Source organism: Nitrospinota bacterium, assembly GCA_029881495.1.
In the GTDB taxonomy this organism is placed as follows: Bacteria; Nitrospinota_A; UBA7883; order JACRGQ01; family JACRGQ01; genus JAOUMJ01.
The window spans coordinates 109701-133047 of sequence record JAOUMJ010000002.1 but is presented as its reverse complement, the minus strand read 5'-3'; the positions used below and the strand labels follow the sequence as shown (position 1 = coordinate 133047).

Annotated in this window: 17 protein-coding genes; 14 read left to right on the top strand and 3 right to left on the bottom strand. The window is 48.9% G+C overall.

All coding sequences use genetic code 11. From position 1 onward, the window contains the following. The 6 genes from OEY64_01565 (at position 1) to OEY64_01540 (ending at position 9205) form a co-directional block, all read left to right on the top strand. Entirely contained in the window at positions 1-738 is a 738-nt protein-coding gene (locus OEY64_01565; GenBank protein MDH5541630.1) for a TonB family protein, read from the top strand. Then, entirely contained in the window at positions 710-2065 is a 1356-nt protein-coding gene (tolB, locus tag OEY64_01560; protein MDH5541629.1) for a Tol-Pal system beta propeller repeat protein TolB, read from the top strand. The genes OEY64_01565 and tolB overlap by 29 nt, the downstream gene beginning before the upstream one ends. Positions 2066-2242: 177 nt before the next feature. Then, positions 2243-4516 carry a tetratricopeptide repeat protein gene (locus OEY64_01555; protein MDH5541628.1) on the top strand — a complete coding sequence of 758 codons (2274 nt, stop codon included), beginning with the start codon at positions 2243-2245 and terminating at the stop codon, positions 4514-4516. Continuing rightward, positions 4503-6146 (top strand): hypothetical protein, encoded by a 1644-nt coding sequence (locus OEY64_01550; GenBank protein ID MDH5541627.1) that lies wholly within the window; start codon positions 4503-4505, stop codon positions 6144-6146. The genes OEY64_01555 and OEY64_01550 overlap by 14 nt, the downstream gene beginning before the upstream one ends. 1 nt (position 6147) lies before the next feature. Next, positions 6148-7971 (top strand): B12-binding domain-containing radical SAM protein, encoded by a 1824-nt coding sequence (locus OEY64_01545; GenBank protein MDH5541626.1) that lies wholly within the window; start codon positions 6148-6150, stop codon positions 7969-7971. After that, positions 7964-9205: a methyltransferase domain-containing protein gene (locus tag OEY64_01540; GenBank protein ID MDH5541625.1), complete on the top strand. Its 1242-nt coding sequence runs from the start codon at positions 7964-7966 to the stop codon at positions 9203-9205. Before OEY64_01545 ends, OEY64_01540 begins: the two co-directional genes overlap by 8 nt. Before the next feature lie 206 nt (positions 9206-9411). Here the strand turns inward: OEY64_01540 and OEY64_01535 are convergent, their stop codons facing one another. Together OEY64_01535 and OEY64_01530 are read right to left on the bottom strand one after the other, a co-directional pair. Further along, positions 9412-10662 carry an SGNH/GDSL hydrolase family protein gene (locus tag OEY64_01535; protein ID MDH5541624.1) on the bottom strand — a complete coding sequence of 417 codons (1251 nt, stop codon included), beginning with the start codon at positions 10660-10662 and terminating at the stop codon, positions 9412-9414. Between the two features lie 597 nt (positions 10663-11259). Further along, positions 11260-11628: a hypothetical protein gene (locus OEY64_01530; protein ID MDH5541623.1), complete on the bottom strand. Its 369-nt coding sequence runs from the start codon at positions 11626-11628 to the stop codon at positions 11260-11262. A gap of 97 nt (positions 11629-11725) precedes the next feature. Here OEY64_01530 and OEY64_01525 point away from each other — a divergent pair, with 97 nt between their 5' ends. The 7 genes from OEY64_01525 to OEY64_01495 all read left to right on the top strand — a co-directional run bounded on the left by OEY64_01525 (position 11726) and on the right by OEY64_01495 (position 20744). Next, positions 11726-13153 (top strand): glycosyltransferase, encoded by a 1428-nt coding sequence (locus OEY64_01525; GenBank protein MDH5541622.1) that lies wholly within the window; start codon positions 11726-11728, stop codon positions 13151-13153. Next, entirely contained in the window at positions 13150-14691 is a 1542-nt protein-coding gene (locus OEY64_01520; protein MDH5541621.1) for a radical SAM protein, read from the top strand. Before OEY64_01525 ends, OEY64_01520 begins: the two co-directional genes overlap by 4 nt. Before the next feature lie 11 nt (positions 14692-14702). Next, positions 14703-16223, top strand: a complete 1521-nt coding sequence (locus OEY64_01515; GenBank protein ID MDH5541620.1) for an SPASM domain-containing protein — start codon at positions 14703-14705, stop codon at positions 16221-16223. Between the two features lie 263 nt (positions 16224-16486). After that, complete coding sequence (locus OEY64_01510) at positions 16487-17347, top strand: hypothetical protein (GenBank protein ID MDH5541619.1); 861 nt, start codon at positions 16487-16489, stop codon at positions 17345-17347. A gap of 328 nt (positions 17348-17675) precedes the next feature. Continuing rightward, the gene (locus OEY64_01505; protein MDH5541618.1) at positions 17676-18740 is read left to right on the top strand and encodes a hypothetical protein; all 1065 of its coding nucleotides are present in this window, start codon (positions 17676-17678) and stop codon (positions 18738-18740) included. Between the two features lie 100 nt (positions 18741-18840). Beyond that, the gene (locus OEY64_01500; GenBank protein ID MDH5541617.1) at positions 18841-19425 is read left to right on the top strand and encodes a hypothetical protein; all 585 of its coding nucleotides are present in this window, start codon (positions 18841-18843) and stop codon (positions 19423-19425) included. A gap of 242 nt (positions 19426-19667) precedes the next feature. Further along, a complete protein-coding gene (locus tag OEY64_01495; protein MDH5541616.1) occupies positions 19668-20744 on the top strand; it encodes a hypothetical protein in 1077 nt (358 codons plus the stop codon). Between the two features lie 47 nt (positions 20745-20791). Here OEY64_01495 and OEY64_01490 read toward each other — a convergent pair whose 3' ends face one another. After that, positions 20792-22060, bottom strand: a complete 1269-nt coding sequence (locus tag OEY64_01490) for a metallophosphoesterase (protein MDH5541615.1) — start codon at positions 22058-22060, stop codon at positions 20792-20794. A 264-nt stretch (positions 22061-22324) separates the two neighbouring features. Here OEY64_01490 and OEY64_01485 point away from each other — a divergent pair, with 264 nt between their 5' ends. Further along, positions 22325-23347, top strand: coding sequence for a glycosyltransferase family 9 protein (locus tag OEY64_01485; protein ID MDH5541614.1), 1023 nt, complete (start codon positions 22325-22327; stop codon positions 23345-23347).

Here is a 23347-nt window from a genome sequence, read left to right as displayed (position 1 = left end):
ATGAACCTGCAGACCGAACCTGTTTTACGCAGAAAAAGCCCGGCAGACAGCATTGATACCTTCATCAAGGCCTGCATATATTCCCTCTCGTTGCATGTTGTAATCATCATTGCAGTAATTATCGCATCCCTTTTCAAGCCGGCATTCATAAAGAAACCCACCCAGGAATCATACGCGGTACACTTAATAGATCCTGGCCCGCTTTCAACGGCAACTACAACTCTGGTAAAGGAGAAAACAAACAGGAAAACAGATAAATTTGAAGCTCCCTCCAAGTCAAAAATACCTTCCAAGCAGATAGCGCCTGTTGAATCTAAAGTATCCACCAAGACCGCTGATGCCGTAGAGAAGAAGAGCGTTGAAAAGGAGATAAAAAAGGAAGATGAAGCGGCCGCCGCGCAGTTAAATAAACAAAAGACTGGCGGAACCATAGATATTAAAAAGTTTCCATACGAGTGGTACCTTATCGCGATGGAAACTAAAATATACGGGAACTGGGACACGTTGATGGTAACTACGCTTTCCAGCTCCACCATCAGGGTTTTAATATATTTTCAAATAGACAAGAATGGAAAGTTGAAAGCCGTCAAGGTTGAAGAATCGTCAAACGACGAATTTATCGACAAATCCGCCCTTGAAGCGGTAAAGATGTCGGAACCTTTCCCCCCGCTGCCGCCCGGTTACAAGGAAGATATTCTGGAGGTTCATTTTGGTTTTAAGATCACTTCAAGACATTAAGATACCGGCATTAACGATACTCCTTTTTGTTGTGGCGTTCATTCCGTTCGGTGGATTCGCCCACAGCGCCGAAGTATTCATAAACGTGGAGAGGCAGAGAGGTTCCGCGGTGAGGATCGCCATTCTTAATTTCACTCTCAGAAACACCGAAAACGCTATCCCTGACATTGAAAAAATGGGGGTCATTGCCGAGAGGATCGTCACGTTTGACCTCAATTTCAGCGGACATTTCGAGATAATTGACAACAAGCAGATGATCAAGGACATCATTGACAAGGAGATAAAATCGGGGAAAACCGATTGGCAGGCATGGAAAGATCTGGGCGCGGACGCAATAATTTACGGAGAGTATTATGCGAACCAGAACAAGGAAATAGTTGTCGAGGGGCGCGTATACGATGTCGAGCGAAAGGAACAGATCGCTGGCACGAAATATACGGGAACTCCAAATGTTTTTCGGAAAATGGTTCACAGATTTTCGGACCAGATCGTATACCTCTTCTCCGGGGAACGAGGCATCGCGGAAACAAATCTTGCGTTCACAACAAGGATAAAAGGGTTCAAAGAGCTTGCCGTTTCGGATTATGACGGGCACAATGTCGCCCAGCTCACGAACGACAAGAGCATAGTGCTATTCCCTTCATGGTCGCCGTCGGCCAACTGGATACTGTATACGACATACCGCAAGAACAATCCGGATCTCTACATGCTGGATATTGAAAAAGGGGAACATGTCGTTATTTCAAAGAAAATAGGGATTAACACCTCAGCCACTTGGTCGCCGGACGGTAAAAAAATAGTATTCACCATGTCTACCAGGGGAAACTCCGATCTCTTTTCAGTCGATTTCAAGGGGAAAAACCTTTCCCGGCTAACATCCACAAGGTCCATTGAAACCTCCCCTACCTTTTCACCGGACGGCAAACAGATCGCGTACGTTTCCGATATTTCCGGTTCGCCGCAAATATATATAATGGACGCGGACGGCAACAAAAAAGAGAGATTCACTTATATAGGCAACTATAACGCTGATCCTTCGTGGTCTCCGAGGGGGGATATGATCGCTTTTTCAGGAATACTCGATAACAATTTCAACCTGCATGTCAGAAGGGTTGACGGTAGATTTGAAAAACAGCTGACAATTTACCAGGGGAGCAACGAATCCCCCACATGGTCGCCCGATGGAAGGCACATCGCTTTCACAAGCACAAGAAACGGCACTCAGCAGATATTTATCTGCAACTCTACCGGAACAAACCAGACACAAATCACTTTTTTGAATGGAGAAGCTTTTGGGCCGGCATGGGCTCCAAAGACCAGGGATTAAATAATTGCCAAACTACTCACCTTGGCATTTATAATTTTACAATTGGAAATTACTGCAATAGCCGGAATATACTGTCTTCCAAGCCAGAATTCATATCGACGTATAGTGAACAAACTAGTTTGGTTATAGGGATTTATTTATGAATTTCAGTATTTTGAAATCGGAATTTAATTTGTAATGTACTTGCATCTTTTGCCTTTCTTGATAATCGTCGGCGTGTTTGCCGCCATATTCAGGATTCCCTTCCTTGGGTTTCCGATGGATGAAGATTTCGCCTTCCATACTTACAGAGCGGCGTTTGCTTCCAGGGGAATAAAATGGCAACGCGATGTTTTTGCATTTTTCCCGCAGTGGAAAATGCTGATCCAGGACGCCATATACGGCACTGACCCGAGGTTCGGAATCGTTCGCATAAGGCTTTTGCTCATGGCGGCGCATTCGGCAACATCCATGGCGGTTGCAATGCTTGTTTTCGAGCTGACAAGCAATCCTGACTCTTCTCTTGTAGCCGGTCTTCTATATGCCTATTTTGCCACCTCGCCTTCTCTTTATACGAACTCCTTCAATAACGAACAGCTTTATCTACCTCTACTGCTCATTGCGGTTTTATTGCTTCTGGACAGCCCGGAGAATATACCGTATGCAGGAATGTTTCTTGCCGCAATGTGCATAATGAAACTTACGGCAGGTATATTTGTACTACCTCTTCTATTATCTACTCTTTACTACTACGGCGATATCTATGCGTACTCGCTCGCCTTATGGACAGGTATTCCGATTATTATATCCTTCTATCTCGACTACCAACTTGGATACCTCGGCAAGGAAGGGAAAACAGGCGTAGCCGTGCGTATCGCTGTCGCGGCCCCCATGGCAAATTTGAAGAAAAAGTACGGCAGTATCCGCGCCGACTTTTTTGATGTTTTTACGTCCACTCTCCCCCTGTGGCTCGCGGGGATCCCTTCACTTGCGCTTTCATATCAAAACGATAACTGGTTATGGTATATATCCCTGACAGTAACCGCCATCGTTGCTCAAGTGTTGCAGAAATTCTTTTCGAGGTATCATTACCTCCCCTTGATCGCAATACTGGCGGTTGCGTCCGGCATGTCGCTCGATTTCCTTCGCACGCATGATTCTCTCTTTTCCGATGCGGCGTTTGCGGTTATATTCGGTACCGCCCTGATAATATTCCTGATAAAGTTCCCTTACTACCGTCACCCCAGGGCAATGAAAACCCTTTCCAAATACAGGAAGTTCGACCAGTTTATATACCTTCCAAAGCTCGGCAAGGCGATCAAAAGGCTGGTCCGCATGCGAAATGAACGTGGACGCATTTTCGTTTGGGGAAACTTTACACAGCTATACTATTACACCGGCCTTCCGGCAACCGACGCGCTTATTCATTACGCCACAGGTCCATGGGATCTAGGCATAAAGGCAACCTATTTCGACTCCGTCATCGGCGGCATAAGCAAATACAGGCCCCTTTACATTATAAAGACTTTCCCAAACCTCGACATGGAACTCCTTCAGGAACTTACAGGTCTTAGATATGAACTTATAAAAACCGCATATTGCAGGTTTCCAATCTACCGGTTTCACTCGGTCATTCATGAAAGGAGTCCGCTGGCCTTTTACTGGAAAACGAAACTTGAGCTGATGGAAAAACTTACAAAAGGGGAGATGGTTCCCGGCATCGATAAAACCGACCTCCATTTGGGCGAGATACGCAGGGCGATCAAGGAAGGCAAAAAACTCTGCCGCATCAATAAATATGATGTCGACGGCCTTTTTTACCTCTCCACACTGCTTGATCTTGCCGGACGGCACAGCGAAGCGGTACATTACCTGGACGATTTGCTGAAAGTTAAAAGTTCTTTCCGTGGAGCAAGGCTCCTTCTGGCAAAACAGAAGATTCTTTCAAAAGAGACCGATACTGCCGGAAAACTGATCGATGAAGAGGAGCAATTATTTGGGAATAGCATGGAATTGGCCTATTACAGGGGAACGCTCGCGAGGGCAATGGGCGCCCTTAACGAAGCAGAAAATTTCTTCAACAATGCACTAACAATGCAGGACGGAGACGACGCGCTTAAGACCCGTCTCGTTCTCGATCTTTTGCAACTGAAGAATCGGAAAGAGAATGAAATCCTTAAACGCCTCCTTGCGTTCCTTAACGAAAATCCCGGCAATGAAAACCTGAAATATGCCGTCGCCTCGAAACAGGAGACATTCGGAAAAAAAGATGAAGCGTATCAGTTTTTCGACGAATTGGCCAGGCATGGAAAACAGAACGAGATTGTCGGAGCCGCGTGGTTCCGCCTTGCCCGCCTTTCCCCCGCCAATAAACGGGAACCGATGCTCCGGCTATGCCTGAAAATTCTTCCAGGACATGCCGCCGCCGCTCAAATGCTGAAAGAGATATCCTTAAACAATGACCATGACTAAGAAAATAGCGGTTTTCGGGACCGAACCTGTAACCGGAAAGATAGGCGGCCTCGGCATAAGGCAACTTGAGGTCGCAAGAGTGCTTTCAAAAACCTTCAACGTCCGGCTTATCACTCCGTACATTGTGGAAACGCACAGGGAGAAGTTCCCCATTGACCGCGTGAACTACCACAGCCCGGAAGAGATAGATGAGGTAGTAAACTGGGCGGATGCCGTCTATACGAACCAGCCAGCCCCTCTCGTGATGAAGATGGCCGAAAAAAGGAACAAACCGGTTGCCGTCGACCTTCTGGCGCTCCTCTACTTCGAGGAGATGGAACACCTCCCGCACGACGAGATGGGGCTCGCCGAAAAGTCCACCTATTTCTCAAACCGCATTGAAGTAATGCAGAGGCAGATCTCCTCCGGGGATTTTTTCATCTGCTCCAATGAGCGCGAAAGGGACTACTACCTCGGCATACTTACCATGACCGGGAAACTCCGCCCGGAGGAGTACGGCAAGGGGGAAAATTTCAACAGCGTGATAGACATCGCCCCTTTTGGCATCCCGCGAAAAAAACCGCCGAAAGGGAAAAACATCCTGCGCGGAAAGATCGAAGGTGTCGGCAAAAACGATTTTCTCATCATTTGGGGTGGCTCGCTATGGAACTGGTACGACTCCCTTACACCTGTCCGCGCGATGGCGCGCCTTGTAAAAACCTCTCCGCGCGCGAAACTCGTATTCATCCCTTCCCATCACCCCGCGCTTAAAAAGCCGTCCGAGATGTACACAAAAACCCTCAATTTCGCCAAGAGGAAAGGGTTGCTCAACAAAAACGTATTCTTCCACTCGGAGTGGGTGCCGTACGAAGAGCATGGCTACTACCTCACTGAGGCCGATGCCGGTATCGCAACCTTCCCTAATCACATAGAGAACCGCTTCTCTTTCCGCATACGGCTGATGGACTACATCTGGGGTTCGCTGCCAATACTCACAAACCCCGGCAACACTCTTAGCGACCTCGTAGAAAAGCGTTCGCTCGGCTATGTCGTACCGTGCGGTGACGACAAGGCGCTTGCAGAGAAGATAAGGCTCCTCGCCGCAAGGCCGTCGCTCTCCAAAGCGATAAGAAAGAATATCGAAGCGGTTAAAAACGATTTTTACTGGGAGAAGGTGCTCAAACCGCTCGCAGGATTCTTCAAGGAACCGCGAAAGCTGAAACCGCTCTTCCACGACCGGCTGAAAACACTCTCCATAAGCGATATCCTCGGCGGGAACCTGAAAAGCGTCCTCTACCTGAGGTCATCCCCCATGGAGCATTCCGTGAGCGGAATTAAGGCGATCCGCGCCGTCGCCCCGGAGTGCGAGATAGACGTCGTCATCCAGCCGGGCGTTGTAATGGAAGGACTGGGAGAAAATGTAAACTTCCTCCCTCTTCCGGCGAACATCTTCAATCCCGCTACCGCCGCGATGGCGATAAACGGAAAAAAGAGCTACGACGCGGTTATCCTCTCCATGAACCAGAAGGATTTCAGGTACTATACAAACGTTATCAACTTTGCCGCCAAAATGCCGACAAGGATGTATTGGGCCTTTAACGATGAATTCCATTTCATCGACATAAAGCTGTTATGCAAAGGAGCGATTTGATTTGAAAGTTGTAGTAGCCACCTCCCCCGGCAGGTTTTCGGGAAACCGCTACCCATGCCCCTTCCCAAGCAGGTGGACCTCCCTCTTTCAGGATTACCCCGTCTTCATCTTCTTCCCGTATGAGCTTGCCTACCTCTCTTCCTTGCTAAAGAGGGACCTGCCGAACGCAAACGTGAAGATGGTGGACGGCACATGGCTCCGCTTTACAACGGAAGACTACCTCCGCTACCTTGAATACGAAAAGCCCGATTACGTCGTCTTCGAGGCGGACACGGTTACCTACGGTGAAACCCTCAAGGTCGCAAAAGCGATAAAGGCAAAGCTCGGCACGAAGATAATAATGACCGGCCAGTACCCGACCGTCTATCCGCAGAAGGTGCTGGAGGACGGGAACGATTACGCATGTATCGGCGAGTACGAGGAGACGGTAAAGGATATCCTTCTCGGCCTGGAGCCATCGTCTATTCAGGGTCTATACCCAAATCCACACCGTCATATACTCAATATCGATTCACTCCCCGATCCGGAGGACGATGACATCCGAAGAATAGATTATAGCTACTCCGGCGGATGCCGATGGACCCGCTACCGCTCCATAGAGGTGCACGCCACGCGCGGTTGTCCATACACATGTGATTTCTGCGTAGCCGGAAACGTCTACTACGAAAAGCCTAACTGGCGCGCCCGAAGCCCGGAGCGCATCATCGGCGAGATTGAGACATTGCGCTCGAAATATCCAGGCATCGAAGGTGTCTTCTTCAATGAAGAGACACACATCGTAAAGAAAGATTGGATATTGAAGCTGTGCGACGCAATAGTCGCATCCGGCAACAACGATCTCCACTACGAAGCGATGGCGAACCACCTCCTCCTTAACGAGGAGATACTCGTAGCGCTCAAGAAGGCCGGTTACTACCGCCTGCGGATAGGAATAGAAACGATAGACGATACCACCAGCAGAAGCATCGGGAGAAAAACAAAACCTGAAAGGCTCGAAAACCTTCTCCGCTTGGCAAAAAAGATAGGGATTGAGATGTACGGCACATTCATCATCGGCGCGTCCGGCTCTTCAAAGGAAGGCGACCTGGCAACCATCGATTACGGCGCTAATCTCCTTTCCGAAGGGCTTATATCAAGCCATCAGGAATCTATAGCGGTCCCCCACCCCGGCACGCCGTTCTATACAAAGGCCGTCAAAGAGGGTTGGCTTAAATCTGACGATCATGAGAACTTCAACGGCGTACTGGGGAGCGTGATAAGTTATCCCCACTACTCCGGCGACGAGATAAAAGAGAGCCTCCAGACTCTCGCGAAAAGGTTTGAAATAGCCAAGGGGCAGGAAACCGTCAGGGAAGTAAAATCTATCCAGATGCAGAAAACCGCCCTCCTCACGAAAGACAGACAGGCTGTCAAGGAGGAGCTGAAAAAACTTGAGGATATCTTCAACTGCGGAGAGCATGAAAGAACGATAGAGGAAGCGGAAAAGATCCTTGAACGCTTCCCCCAGCTTCTAAAACCGCTATACCTTGCCGCCTCCGCACGCAAGAGGCTCGGCATGGGCGACGAATCGCTTGAGATATTCGAGAGGATAATCGCGACGTCGCTCGATTACGATGACGCCCTTTCGTTCGCCGGAGGCGCGCATTACCATATCGCCGATATTTATTTATCGAAAGGGATGAAGGAGGAAGCTATGGAGCATGTCAAAAAGTGCATGCACCTTGTCCCCCTGCATGAAAAAGCGAGAGAAGTTTTCTGGAAACTTTCCCAAGATGGCATAGGTCCGCGTAAAATGAATCTTCAAGCGGCGGTGCAGTTTGAATGAAGAATTCAAAAGAATCGCAGGATATGTCCAAACCTCCGTATTCGATGAAAGATCGCTTGAGACGGCTCTCTTCCTAAGGAATATACTCCCTGTAGTCTGGATCGCGTGCGGCAATCAGGCCGGAATACCCGATAAAGCTTTGCCCGAAGGGATACGCCTCTATGTCGGCGAGGATTCCCCTTTCGACAGGATCATCTCTTTCAACGAAAAGGTTAAGCCTCATTCTATATTGAGAGTTCCAGCGGGATGCCCAACAATTCTTATCACACATGATTCGGTCAAGGAGATGATAGACATTTTCGACAAAGAAGATGCCGATATGTGTTACAAAGACGGTCGACCGGACAGGATATTCCTCGAGATCACACATGGCCGCGCTCTTTCGCTTTTGCAGGAGAAACGGAAAGAACTTACGCGTTGTGCAAGGTATTACACAAGCTTCTTCCACAACCCCGGCCTGTTCAAGGTTGTATCTGCCGCGCCTCCATCAATTCGCGAAATGCAAAAGGAAGTGGACTCTTCAAGGTGGTTCCATTCTATCGATTTTGGAAACGGCGTTAAAAGCTATGGATATTCCCCCAACGAAATCCTTTCTCCCCAATTTGAACTGCTCGACTGTTTTAAGGGGAAGCGGGTGCTGGATGTTGGAATGGCAGACGGTTATTACAGTTTCATTGTGGAGAAAAAAGGGGCACGCGAGGTCGTTGGCGTGGATATCGACAGTTCCGAGGATATGGACATCGGGCTAGGCGAAAGCCGTAAAATATATGAAAGCCAAATACGCAAAATTTCCCCCGGCGGGGAAAGCGTGCCCAATGAACTGGCAAAAAATTTCGAAATTGCCAAACGGCTCTTCAACTCCAGCGTGAAGCGGGTCGGGATGACCGCTTATGAAATCTCGCCGGAAAAACTCGGCATGTTCGACACCGTGCTTTATTTAGGCGTACTTTATCACCTCCTGAATCCGATGCTTGGCCTCGCCAGGGCAAGGAGCGTGTGCAAAGGTGAAATGTTTCTCCAAACTACCATGGATATCGATACATCGGAAAAACCTATAATGTCATTTACCGAAGGGGGCATCGACGTATCTGGGCCGAACTCCCTCGATTTTTCCCATTGGTGGACGCCGAACCTCGCATGTTTGAAGGCGATGCTCCGAACCGCCGGTTTTAGCAAAATAGAAGAACTGAGCGTTGACCAGCGCCGAGGATACGCCTTTCTTCGATGCGAATGATCCAATAGGCTGTCTGGAATAAAACCCATCCCGGACGTTCCACTTTTCACAAACATAACTTCACATATCAATATTTTTAACGGCACCGGCTGAAGCCGTTCCGCTGAAAATAAACTTTCAGGGCAAACTAAACGATGCCAACGGCGCGCCGAAAAACGCGACGACAAACATCAAATTTGCTATATTCTGAAACCAACTAGCTTCTTTTACCTGGCCTGGCTCTGGAAAATGTCGTTTCTCCGTCTGATGAATATTTCACCGATCGCTTCCGCGACCGGTTTTGATTTTGCCATCTGACCCGCGATGTTCATATGAACAAGATCAACAAAATATTCCAACTTCCCGTTAAATTTCTTTGCAAGGTCCACAACAGGCAGGGAGTATTCCGACGCAACCCTGAGCGCTTCTTCGTTATTTTCCGTGATCGCCTGTATTCTATATTTATGCCACCATTTCCATACGCATGCCGGATGATTATTGATCGGTGCCGTGCATAAAACAAGATCAAACCCGAACATCCGGCTGAGTCCTATCATTGAAATCAGGTTTCTCCTGTATGAATAGGTACTCCCTTTTTCCAGGTTTTCCTTTGCCCATTCACTTTCAATACCTGTGATAAGAGAATAATATTCAGGATTAAATACCAGTTGCTCCAGATCTTCGGGTCCGTTCCTGAACCAGCGATTGTGAAGAGTGTTAAACTCCGCAAGGAGCATGGAAAACAGAAGCGAATCCTCCCATGGCTTTTTTTCAGGCACAATATACGGACCGTATGGAGCGGAATAGTCAGTCTGCTCAATATTCAGAAGTCTCATGCTTGCATCATTGATACTGTGCATGAAAACTATTACATCCGGCGCATAGTCCACAAGTTTGGATGCAGTAAGGATCAGGCTTTGCATGCTGGTGTATCCCGGCAAAGCGCAGTTCACAAGCTCGAACCTTTTATTGCTGAATTTTTCGTTCAGTTCGTCACTTATGAAGTCTCCATAGTTTCTTCCATCCCCGTGAGCGCCGTCGTAGGTAGTTGATCCACCGACAAGGAATATCCTGAATACATCTTTGGGTTTAGCCCTTTCAATATCCGGCCCGCGAAATCCGGCTCGGTTCGATTTTTCTCCGGTCCGCCTTGTTGCCTCTGGGACCGCTTCATATGCTTTGAAAGGATGGAACCGGTAAAATACCGGCGGCGGTCCCGGCCTTTTGAAAAAATAGAGCAAGACCGCTTCAGTCGCCAGAAAGAGAAGAATAAAACAAGTTATTGCGTACAATGACGATCCGAAATATAACCATGCACTAATAGAAATAGCCGCAAACAATATGAAAAATGATGTTCCATACCTTGTAGCTCCGCCGGGAGTGGTTCTCCCCTTCCCTGTCTCGGCAAAAAGCCATACAGCCCTGATAACAACAGCTACATGCAGAAGAACAAACGATATGAGTATATTAACGGCCAAGTCTTCCCCCCGAAAGATTTTGTGCTACGGACAGCGTCGAAAAACAGTCACTCGACTAAATATAATTTATGCTTAAGCAGTTACCACAGCGGGTAGATGTTATCTTGCGTCTTGCTTTCTCTCTTCTCGACTTTTCCAAATAGCGCTAAAATAAAACGACGAACAATATTAAAGAGCTTCATAGTGCATAATATTAGCACACTTTCGTAATGCAGTAAAGCTTTTATGATTTATTTCCATCTAATAATATTGCAACTGCCAAAAATCGTTGCATGCGCATACATGTAATATAAATATACGCAACAAAGCCGGTAATCAAACCGGTTTCATAGTCACCCTCCCGCCATAAATGCGCAAACAATTACAGCTTCTCCTCAATATTGGAAATCGTATCTTTCTTTACCACTCTCCATATCACGCTTTTTCCAGTATGATTCGGCTTCCGGATTTATTTTCACTTCCAGAGCATCGGAATTATAAATTCGGAAAACGATTCCGGCCGGAATCAGAATAAGAAAATAAAACAATATCAGAAACAGCCTGACAAACAGCCTCTTTAACATCTTCATATCCTCAAGACCATCCTTTCACCCATATTTAATCAAGCACAAACTCGTCTTTCCATTTTCCATCTTCTTCATATTCGGATTGCTCTGTTTTGTCGATCAAACAGTTCCCCATAACAAGATAATCCATTCCCGTTCGCATAAAACAACGGTAGGAATCTTCAGGGGTATTGACTATCGGCTCTCCTCTCACATTGAATGATGTATTTATCAGGACAGGACAACCGGTTTTTCTGTAGAAAGCATTTAACAAACGGTAATAGCCTGGATTTGCCCGCCCATCAACAGTATGCAGTCTCGCAGAGTAACTGAAAAGCAATCCGGTGTGGAACACCGCCACCCCGGATTGCTCACTTTCAATACCCAAATTATTATTCTCAAAGAAAACATAAAAAACCATAAAAAAATCGGTACAATTCTTTCAGATACTTGCTTCATGAAAAGCCTAGCGGCATACATATTTTTATTGGACAACTAAATAACGGAAAAACGAATAATTGGAAAAAACAACAGCTCTTCTGCTATGCACCGCGCCGCCAGATGCGGTTGAAAAGGCCTCCGATTTAGCCAAGACCAAATTCGGTTGCGACAATATCTTTTTTGCTGGCTCTTCCACCTCCCCTTTCAGCAAACAGAACAGCGACAAATTCCTCTCATGGGGGGACGGCCCCTTCTCCTTTGCCAAGGCGATCACACTCTACCCAGCCGCAAGGAAAATAAAACCTGATATAGTTTTGATACCTCTTAACAACCCCGGCGGGCATGGATACCGTCTTCTAAAACTTTTCGCCAAACTCGTTTCAAAATCCGCAGTCACAATAACCCCGGACGGTGATACCGCCGAAGTAGACGAAGGTCTCTTCACCCTTCTCTTCTCCCCAGAGGAAAAATTCCACGCCATTGCAATCTCCATCCTTGAGATTTTTGCCAGACCATTAGTTTGCCGTTTCAATAAAAAAACAAAAATACCCAAACCTGCAAAGATAGTTTCGCCAACCCCCTATAAGACTATCGTTGAAAGAGAGAGAGGCGCACCGCAGGTCTCTATCGTCATCCGCACTTACAACGAGGAAAAATTTCTCGGCAAAACGCTTGAGGCGGTATTTCTCCAAAAGGGCGTTGACGCCGAGGTAATCGTAATCGACTCTTCTTCCACCGACTCTACGCTGGAAATCGCAAAATCGTTCCCGGCAAGGATATTCACCATTAGGAAAGAGGATTTCACCTACGGCGGAACACTCAACCTCGGCGCAAAACTCGCCCGCGGTGAGATAATCGTAAACCTGAGCGCCCACGCCGTCCCGGCCGGAAACAGGTGGCTCTCAAGCCTCATCGAACCGCTGAACGACGGAACCGTCGCCGGGGTACATGGACGGGAGCTACCGATGGAGGGTCACGCGGGCCTCTTTGAGGAGAAGATACTTCTCGACGCGTTCGGCGAGAGGCCCCTGACTCGGAGCTCCGACCCCTTCTTCTCCAATGCGAACTCCGCCATACCGAAAAAGTTTATTCAAGAGTTCCCCTTCGACGAATCACTCGGATGGGCCGAGGATCAGCTCTGGGCCTCAGCCGTACAGAAGGGGGGGTACAAGACAGCCTATGCCCCAGCCGCCGCGGTTTACCACTCCCATAACCTCAATATGGCGGGGAATTTCGACAGATCCCTGGCCTATTACAGGATGCTCTTTTATACTATCCACAAAGAGAACGCCGCCGAAGTGGCCTCATCGTTCAGGAAAAAGCTCCCGACCAGGGCTTTAAGTTTCCGCAAATTTTTGACGATAAGGAAGGATATGAACCCGATTTACGCACTCCTTTACGCGCCATGGTGCGAATTCGTCAACTACCTCGGCTGCCGGGAGGCGCTTTCGGAGTTCCGGCGCGGCGGCCTCGCCCAAACAGCGTCTGGCGGAGGCGCCGTATGATACAACACCCTTCCATCGACGAATGGCGCAAGGGGGAGATCGTATCAACCGCCGGTCCGTACATGGTGAACATCTCCTCCTCCAGCAGATGCAATCTCTCATGTTTCATGTGCACGCAGAGCTTCCTGGACGAGATACCTGTGCAAATCGGAATGGAAAACCTTAAACCGTATTTTGAAAAATCGGCGGAACTCTATCTCGGGGGGATTGGCGAGCCTCTATACCTCTCCAAAAGTCAGAACCCGATGGCTTACGAGGCATATCATCACGCGATAAACAATCTTAACAGCCTCAAGCTCTCCGTCTATACCAACGGCGTACTGGTGGACGAGGAGATGGCCCGGACGATGATGAAGCGGTTCCACCATGTCCATTTCTCCATAGATACCACCGACCCGGCCGTATATGAAAAGGTGCGCGGAAAACCTCTCGCCGGAAAAGTGCTTGAAAACATCAGGCGGCTTGGCAAAATGAAAAAGGATGCGGGGCTTTCCCGAGAAGACGACCCGATAATCAACATCAACACCATACTGATGGAATCTACGCTTGATACCCTGCCGGATGTCGCGAGGCTCGCCGTCGAAGTCGGGGCGCATACGCATACATATATAAAGCTCCATGTTAAGAATCCGCCGGAATTCATCCAGGCGCTCAAGGAACAACTGGCGAAGAATGGCGACGACCCGGCAAAGAACCAGGAGATATTGAAGGCGCACGCGGATGAAGTGGTAAAGGAGTTCATCTCTGCCGAGACGGTCGCCCCCGAGAGGCTTTCAAGGATAAGAAAAGAGCTTTTGGAGATTTACGAGGGGAGCGGCATCGTGATAGAGGACCAGATCCCGCTGTTCATCGAGCACAATAACGCAATCGCCAAACCACCCGCGCCTGAGCAGTATAAGATCTGCCCGCATCCATGGACCAGCTTCCACATCAGGGAAAACGGCGACGTCTACTGCTGTTGCACCAACGAGCTGATACTCGGCAACATCACCTGCATGAACTTCGACGAATTGATTAACGGCCCTATTGTGCAGGGAATAAGGAAAGCGTTTCTTAAAGGGGAGATGCGCGGGTGCCACAAGGAGAGCTGTAGCGCCACTATCGATTTCTTCTCGCGCGACGACGCGTACATCCAGGACCTGATGGAGAATCTCGACACCTCTTTCGCCGGGAAGGAAATCGATACTATCCTCTTTCTCCGAACGGCTAGCTTTCACCTGACGCGTCTCGCTGTCGCAACGCTCAGGGAAAAATTCCGTTCCGCAAAGATCACGTTAATAACCAACGCGCAGGGGGTGGAGGAGTGCCGCTCATGGGGTACCGCCGACGAAGTGCTCCCCTATCCGCACAAACGATTCGAGCCTGAAGATTTTGATATATGGTGGAGATCAATGAACAGGGAGAGGCCCGCCCTCTTCACGACTATCCTCCCGTACAAACTCCGTATGGACTACACGAACATCGACGCCATCTTCGCCCTTCTCGACGCCGGAATAAAGAAGAAAATAACCGGATTCGGCGAAATCGTCGACCCTTGAACGGGGCGAAAATGACAAAGCACCCCTCGGTATCCGCCTGGGAGAACGGCGAGGCCGCCCCCGCGTCCGGACCGGAAAATCTAACCGTCTCAATAGCAGGGAGATGCAATCTCTCATGCTTCATGTGCGGTCACAGCATAGTGAAGGAGCTTCCGGTAAAGATCGACGTCCAAAAACTGGAACCTTTCCTCAAGGACGCATCAAACCTCGTTATCACCGGTGGCGAACCGCTATGGATAAAGGGGGATGTCAACCGCCAGACTGGGGAGATACTTGAAACTGTCGAAGATAAATTCCCCGCTCTCCGTCTATCTGCATTTACCAACGGCGTCTACCTCCCCGATTCCCTCGCGGAAAGGGTAATAAAACAGTTCCACCTCCTCTCATTCTCAATAGACTCGCTGGATCCGGCGGTGTATGAAAAGATCCGGGGGAAAGACCTCCTCCCGCAGGTATTAATGAACCTCGAAAACCTTCTTGATCTGAAAAGAAAAAACAACCTCGGCATAAACGACGAACCGCTTCTTCATGTGAACGCGATACTTGCGAAGTCGACCGCCGACGGCCTCCCGGCTCTCGCCGAGTATCTCTCGAAACGTGATGTGCAATGCCTCAATCTCGTGGAACTCCGAAATGTTCTGAGCGACGATTACAGGGAACTGCTTGAAGGGGGCACCCATGCGAGCGTCACCAACAGACGAAAGAAAGCCGCCGATATGGAATCCGCTATAGCTTATGAGATCGTCACCCCCGATGAATTGGGGGAAGAGAGGATAAACCGCATCACCGGCGATCTGCTGAAGATATATCAAAACACCGATCTTGTAATTTTCGACCGCACCGGTGTTTTCGGCAAGAAGGATAACCCTGTTAAAACGGCGAACAACGGGAACCGTACCTGTCCCCTTCCATGGATAAACGCCGAGATACATTCAAACGGCAACGTCTACGTCTGTTGCGCCAACGGCATAATCCTCGGCAACGTGAATGAGAACGGTTTTGACGAGATATGGAACGGGGAGAAAGCTGTATCCCTCAGGGAAGCATTCCTTGCAGGCGAGATGGCGGGATGCGTGGAGCGTGGGTGCAGCGCGACAATAGATTATTTTTCAAATCCCGAGGCGCACTCCCGAAAACTTCTGGATAACCTGAAGAAGCTGTTCAAAGGGGGAAACCCCGCTTCGATCCTCTTCCTCAGGACGGCGCCACCATACCAATCTCGCCTCACGCTCAAATCACTGACAATAGCTTTCCCCGAATCCAAAATAAAGTTGGTAACCAATCGGGACGGCGAAACGGTTTGCCGGTCGTGGGGCATAGGGGAGGTTCTTGTATATCCCGAAAAAAGGTTTGAACCCTCCGCTTTCGCCGAATGGCAAAAGGGGAATCTTACGGAAAAAATCGGTCTCGTCGCCGCTCCATGTGCGAACAATTCGCCTGGCGCGTACGAAAACATTGAGCAGATATTGAAGAATATCGAAGCCGATATGAAATTAATGATAATGCCGGGTGGAGAATTTTCACTCATTTGATCTGAACTGTTTCCATCTATCTCCAACCGCCCCCCCTAACAGGTCAACGGCATGACAGATATAAAATCGATTCAGATGTATGAAAAATCAGAAATATGGGACGACCCCCCTATATTACTCAGACCGTGAAGGTTGATATTACCCTTTGTTTCAGGCGATATACGCCTCTTCAGAAATAACTCGGCAAAGGCATGGTTCTTGCCCTTTGGTAGAGAGATGATTTTTACCTGAACGTTGACTTAATTTGAAAAGGAGAGCTACAGATGACAGGATCACACTCAACAATGAAATTCGCGGCTATGCTAAGCATAGCCGTTATTTTTTCAGCTTGCGGTTCATCCGGGAGCGGAACGTCAACCCCTTCCTCAGTAAGTGGTCGCGTGATAATGGGGCCGGTTGAAGGGGCAGAAGTCGAAGTTTACGAGTTGAACGATGACGGGACCGAAGGGAACCTAATCGGAAGCGATACGACCGACGCGGATGGCAACTACTCCGTAGATGACGACGGCGAAGGCGCCAGAAAAGTCGTCTCAAAAGGGGGCACATACACGGATGAAGCAACGGGCGAAACCGTCACGATCCCCTCTGGCAATGAGCTTGTAACCTTGATCGCCGCGGGAACCGGTAAAACAAACATCGGCGTTACCGCTCTCACCACAATAGCCGCCGCCAGGGCGAACAGCAATGCTGCCGCGGGACTCGCGAATGCGATTGCAAACGCGAATAAGGATGTGGCAGCCGAATTTGGGATTGACGGCGTGGATATAAGCGATTCCGATCCTGATGACTTCACGGACGACATCGACGATGAGGATCCGGACAGTGACAAGACAAAACATGGTCTCGCGCTTGCCGCAGTTACGCAGATGGCTAAAGACGCCGGCCTTTCCGCCGATGATGTTCCGGCTCTCGTCCAGGCAATGGCTGATGACTATTCAGACGGAGCCTTTGACGGCAAGAAAGGAGCGTCACCGCTTACAACTGCTCTGGCAGTTACTCCCGAAATGGCATTAAACGGACTTGAAACAGCTTCAAATAACTTCCTCGACAACAGCTCAAGGAATCGCTCTTCCATAAAGAGAGGCGATATTGCCGTCACTCGTGGCGGTTCGCCTGCTCGCTAGTTATTGTTCTTTTACCCCTGGCGTTAGGCGGCACCCACCGCCTAACGCCCTCCCCCTCATAAGACCCGCCAGGAACTTGTATTCATCCACAGTGGAGCTATGATAGGAAAACTAAATTCAGATATCTATATACTCTTTATTTTCAGCATGTTTCCCTGAATTTGAAGCCATAATCTCCATTTTTCTTAAATAGTAACATTTATTTCCCTTTGTTATTTTTGAAATATTATGTATCATATAGTCAGAAACATGGTGATGCGCATGGCATTAATTTAGGACTCTCTATAGTGTACACACATTAATTTATTAAAGAGGCAGGGCATACAAAATGAAGTTTTCAGCTGGGTCATTTATTCACCGTTCTTTCAGCTTGATTGCCGTTTTGGCCATACCTTTTCTGGTGATTACTCTCTCTTCCTGCGGATCGGCTGTCGAAAAACCTGCTTCGGACACGATCCCCGCAACCGAGGAAACATCCGGGAATACAAATCCTGATACAAACTCTTCAACAGATACAGCAACTACCGAGGAAAAGACTGTCAGCGGGTATGCCATCCTCGGCCCTGTTTTCAGCGCTACGGTCGATATCTACGGGTTGAATGATGACGGTACGCGTGGCGACCTTATTGCCACAACTACCACCGGATCGGATGGTGAATTCTCCTATACAGGAAAAATCAAAGGCGCGATCGCCATCGTTGTTACCGGCGGTTCCTATACCGATGAAGCAACTGGTGAAACGGTTACTCTGAGAGATGGGGACGAACTTGTGACCCTTCTGGCGGAAGGCTCAGATGTTCAAAATGTAGGTGTTACCGCCCTCACTACCATAGCCTCCGCGAGAGCCAGCAAGAACGCATCACATGGCCTTTCCACCGCGATAGACGCGGCAAACAAGGAAGTGGCGGTTTTCTTCGGACTGGACGGCGTCGATATAGTGAAAGTGCGACCGGACGACCTGACGGATGACACCGAGGATGATAAAGATACTCACAATGCCACTTACGGGCTTGTAAATGCGGCGTTCACCCAGCTTGCCAAGGATAAAGGGCTTACACCGCAGGAAGTTCTTGATCTCCTTAAAATGGTATCGGCCGACTACTCCGACGGCGGCTTTGACGGCAAGGATCACGGCAAGGATCTCAAAGATATGTTCGTGAACCTGAACATTACGCCTGACCAGGCCCTTGCCGATATCGGTACGGCTGCCGACAATTTCCTGGCCAACGATAATGGTGACACAAAGAGAAACCACTCCGGCATCAAGAAGGATGAAAAGAAGATCGTCCCTGGGAAACGGCCCAAAGAGCCTGAGACAGACGACAATTCAACCTCAACCGATACCGCCTCAGGAACAGATACAACTACCAGTACGGATACGGCGACAAATTGATCCGCTCCCGACATTGGCGCGATTTTATCTGATACCCTCCCGTTCGTGCGCTTCCAGCTCTATTGAGTAGCAACCCCAATGGTGTTAAAATCGCTTACAGATGAAACACATAGGGTTAAAGGCAAGCGACAGGGAGCTTTTAAAAAAAGTTGAGCAGGTCACTGAAGAAACTGTAGTGCACCGCAGACCATTCCTCGTGAAACATGGGGTATGGCCTTTCGTAGTTTTCGGTCCTGATACGGCCGGACTTTCGGTAATAAGGGTCGGCGCCGCAGAACAGGCGAAGATCAAGACCGCCTCCGTTTATATAGCCACCGTTGGGGGGGATCATATCCCGGACTCCGAAAGCGTCCCGATAGAAGAACTTGCCGGGAGCGATATCCCGGAAGAGCTGGCAGGATTGAAGGTTTTCAGCATCAGTCCGTTAAGGCCCCTCTCTATCACGACAAAAAAAGGGGGACCTCCCATACGAGATGCGGCAAGCGAGATACTCGATTTCTACACCGACAAATCGACCGCCATCATAGAAACGCCCGACGAATCGTACTGGGCGCTCTCCGTTCTCAAGTATCTCGATGATGCCGACAGGTTTTTCCCCGATCCTATGCTTGAGGATTTCTATTCACGCATCGGCCAATCCGCTCTCAGGACGCGTAATGCCGAAGGGAACAATTACAGGCATTAGGCCAAAATGATTCAGCTGAAAAGCTGGTCATTTTCCCCTGTAGTTCTTTGGTCAAGTTTTCCGCAGAAACTCGATTGCATTCAATATTTTCATCTTGCAATCCTGTTCAATAAACGGTAGGTTATTTCAGACCAGCAGGAATTCGTTTCACGGCAAAATACAGTTCAGGGGAGATCGGCGGGTACCGATGCCTTGAAATATATAAAACCAGGCTCCAAGAGAGCGCGAATAGGGGGAAAACGATGCAGATAGATTTTCACCACGGTGTTACTTATGTATTGGCAAGACTTTCAGGATTTCAACACAAGGAAGCGGAAATCGTCGCCTACTGCGCCCAATATGTGGATGACGCCACGAACAGCGGAACCATCATGTTCGATAACGGAGCTCTCTACTCCCGCATCTCCTCGGCGCACAAAATGATCGACTATCGAAACACCGTTCAGCTGGAAAACCATCATGTCTGGCTCCCTTTCCATTTCCTCCCCGGGAACGGCGGAAAACCTGCCGGAGAGAATCCAACCGGCACATTTATCGAGAAAATAAGATGCAATCCAAACAGCCATATCGCGAGAGATATGGTCAAGGCATGTATCGACGATAAAAACACTCTTTACGGACTCCACAGGCTCGGCATTACGATGCATGTCTTCGCCGATACATGGGCCCATCAGGGTTTCGCCGGGGTGGTACACCCTACCAACAAGGTTGAAATAGTCACTGACGGTCCGCAGGATGAATCATTCTGGGGGAAAGTAAAACAGTTCATCATGAAAATAGTGGTCTTCTTTACCGGGGATGTTCTCCCGCTGGGGCACGGTTCAGCCCTGACAAATCCGGACCAGCCTTACCCCCCGTGGAAATACAGGCGAAACGGCGCGATAGTGGAAAGGGACAACACCTCCGATTTCATCGAGGCTTCCGACGAGATGTGCAAGGCGATGAGAAGGTTCCAGGCCGGGAACGCCAATGCCGATGTTGCCGGTCTGACTAAAGACCAGAAATCGCTTTTGAGAAACAAATTCGAAAGCATCAGGGATGAATCCGGTGAAGATCGGCATAAAAAATGGCTCGATGCCATAGCAAAAGGGGAATTGGGCTTCCCCCCGATTCAACTGGAATACAAGGATAAGGGGATTGGCTCATGGAAACACCAGGCTATCGGCACCGAGAAGCTGTTCGACACTCCGACGGATCGATACTCATACAACCACTCGTTCCTGTCTAGCAATTGGAAACTTTTCCACGACGCTCTGATAGCGCACAGGTTTACGGTGATCCATGACATCCTGCCGAAATACGGCATCTGCGCCGCGTAAATACGCGCCTGCTGAAAAGCCGTTCTGCCGTCGGACAAGCGCGCTGCTTATCCCAGCACGCCGCTCCATACTTCATATCTGTAGTCACCCCGCTCTTCGGGGAGGTAGAACGTCAGGAAGGTCATCACCTTCCACCCTATGAACTCAAAGTTGTTCTTGTCATAGGAGGTTCTCCTTAATACCTTTCTCCATGTACCGGTATTGAAATAAATCTGGTTGATCGATCTTCCGTTCTCCATCTGCACCTGGTCAAGCGGCTGTACTGAGTGGTTGTGCGTATGACCATAGACAATGTAATCAACCGAGCGGTTTTTCAGATACCTCTCCTCATACGCCTTCTCTCCGTACCCGGATTCCCCTATATTCAGATATTTAAGAGGCAATTTTGTCAGGTCGCGCATGGAGATGTTTTGGGAAACCTTCAACGCTATCCCAAGGAAGTCCACCGTATCAAACCTCCACTTTTTATCGTGCTCCTTTACAAATCCATTATCGAGAAAATCATCAACCATCCTGTTCCAGACGGACTTTACCTTGCTTGCCGTAGCCGAATCCTTTGCCCTGTTGCAGGCTCCGTATAGCCACATAGGCGCGTCAAGAAGCGGCCTTACGTTATCTATCTCCTTCAGGCTCTCGATCAGCTCCTTGTCGCTGTTGTTGCCTATCACCTTCTGAACTTCGAACGGGAACTTGTTTAAAAGTTCGATTACGATAGCGTCGCCGAGAGAGGAAGCATCCCTTTCGGCATCATAGTTGAAATTATCGTAGAGATCGCCGTGCCGCCCAAAAACCTTATACTCCGGTGCGTACTTTTCCTCTGGATAGAGATTCTTTTTGAAATGATCAGGATCGGCGCCAAGGAACTTGGCGATCTTTACCCTTGCTCCTTCGAAGCGGTTGATGAGCCAGTCATGGTTCCCTATTACATATGTAAACTTGACTTCCTTTTGTCCTGATCCGGTCTGTTTGTCCGTTTGCCTCATCTGATCCGCGAACGATTTCAAATAATTCATCGAATCAATGTTTGTCTGGTTTGCCATTATCTGGTCGACTATTTCATTAGTTATATCCTCAAGCGTTCGCCCCGATCCGTCTTTCCCCTTTGGGCCCGACCAGGGGCGTATGGTTGTAGTGCTCCATACACTTGATCGAATAACGTCAAAGATATCCCCCAAAAACACGATCTCCAAACTGTCCGCTTTTGCCTTCTCCACCATCTCGCCTACCACAGTTGTAAATTTCCGAAACGCACCGGCGTTAATGGTTTCCCCCGAAGAGCCGTCCGTTAAATGCAGATCACTAATGAATACCAGCATCCGTGTTCCCTCCCCCAAATATAAATATTTTTTCTGAACCGCAGCGTAACGCCTAGACTCAGATACCCTCTGTCATGCGTAAACTTCACCCCTGAAAATGCGGACATAGCAATTTGATGCGTAAAAGAACTGTGACTAAATATTATTACTATTCAACCCATCCGTCAACCATACATGCCGATGTAATAATAATCTGCGAAACGATTTTCAAAGAATAGATACTCATTATCCTTATTTTCCAAATCGTTATAGAATAGACGGTCAATGAAGATTGAAGAACTGGCAAAAAAGGAAAAACTGAAGGTTCTTATTATAAGGACCGACAGGATAGGCGACGTGGTGCTCTCCACCCCTGTACTATCATCAATACGGAAGGCGAAGCCGGGATGGGATATCTCGATACTCGTCAGGCCGCTCCTTGGCGAACTCCTTCTTGGCCATCCCGATATTGACCGCCTCATCACGCTTGACACGAACGACAAGCCGAATTTTTCAAATACCGCGAACCTTCACGAAACACTGCGGGTCGAAAAATTCGATATTGCGATCCATCTCTTTTCCGACTTCTGGATTTCACTTGCCGTATATAGAGCTGGAATCCCCTTATCTATCGGCCCCGCTTCCAAGCTGGGACAGATCTTTTACAATTTCAAAATTAAACAGCGGCGGTCGAAAGGCGAAAGGCACGAAACCGACTACAACCTCGATCTCCTCGCACCTCTCGACATTGAGCCTGTGAGGAAGTCTTCCCTCCCCTTGCCTGAAAAGATATCCCCCTCTGCATTGGCACTTCTCGACGGCTCGCGAAAAAATATAGGAATATTCCCCGGCATGGGTGGTTCTGCCAGGAACTGGAAACCGGAAAAGTACGCCGAGCTTGCCGACAGGCTCTCCGCTGAGGGATTCCGAATAATCCTCGTGGCAGGGCCCGGCGAGGAACAGCTACTGGATGAGCTCCTGCGCCACTCTTCTGGCAAATACCCCAAGGTTGCAAACCTCGGCCTCAAGGAATTCGCAGGGTTCATCGGCAAACTTGATCTCTTTGTCGCCCCAAGCACAGGCCCGCTCCATATATCAACAGCCGTCGGAACTCCCGCTGTCGGTATATACTGTCCCATCAGGGTATGCCTTCCGCAGAGGTGGGGTCCCATTGGCGAGAAGGACATCGGCCTGGTGCCGGATGTTCAGGTTTGCGAAAAATGCACAAGCGATAAATGCAGGGAGTTTGACTGCATGGACAAGCTGGATATGGATACCGTGTTTAAAGCGGTAATGGAGAGGATTTGA

Bases quoted from the DNA above. Each gene is read 5' to 3' on its own strand.
- OEY64_01550 (MDH5541627.1), top strand. From the start codon at position 4,503: ATGACCATGACTAAGAAAATAGCGGTTTTCGGGACCGAACCTGTAACC.
- OEY64_01500 (MDH5541617.1), top strand. From the start codon at position 18,841: ATGAAACACATAGGGTTAAAGGCAAGCGACAGGGAGCTTTTAAAAAAA.
- OEY64_01530 (MDH5541623.1), bottom strand. From the start codon at position 11,628: ATGGTTTTTTATGTTTTCTTTGAGAATAATAATTTGGGTATTGAAAGT.
- OEY64_01520 (MDH5541621.1), top strand. From the start codon at position 13,150: ATGATACAACACCCTTCCATCGACGAATGGCGCAAGGGGGAGATCGTA.
- OEY64_01485 (MDH5541614.1), top strand. From the start codon at position 22,325: ATGAAGATTGAAGAACTGGCAAAAAAGGAAAAACTGAAGGTTCTTATT.
- OEY64_01505 (MDH5541618.1), top strand. From the start codon at position 17,676: ATGAAGTTTTCAGCTGGGTCATTTATTCACCGTTCTTTCAGCTTGATT.
- OEY64_01510 (MDH5541619.1), top strand. From the start codon at position 16,487: ATGACAGGATCACACTCAACAATGAAATTCGCGGCTATGCTAAGCATA.
- OEY64_01555 (MDH5541628.1), top strand. From the start codon at position 2,243: ATGTACTTGCATCTTTTGCCTTTCTTGATAATCGTCGGCGTGTTTGCC.
- OEY64_01515 (MDH5541620.1), top strand. From the start codon at position 14,703: ATGACAAAGCACCCCTCGGTATCCGCCTGGGAGAACGGCGAGGCCGCC.
- OEY64_01495 (MDH5541616.1), top strand. From the start codon at position 19,668: ATGCAGATAGATTTTCACCACGGTGTTACTTATGTATTGGCAAGACTT.
- OEY64_01490 (MDH5541615.1), bottom strand. From the start codon at position 22,060: ATGCTGGTATTCATTAGTGATCTGCATTTAACGGACGGCTCTTCGGGG.
- OEY64_01565 (MDH5541630.1), top strand. From the start codon at position 1: ATGAACCTGCAGACCGAACCTGTTTTACGCAGAAAAAGCCCGGCAGAC.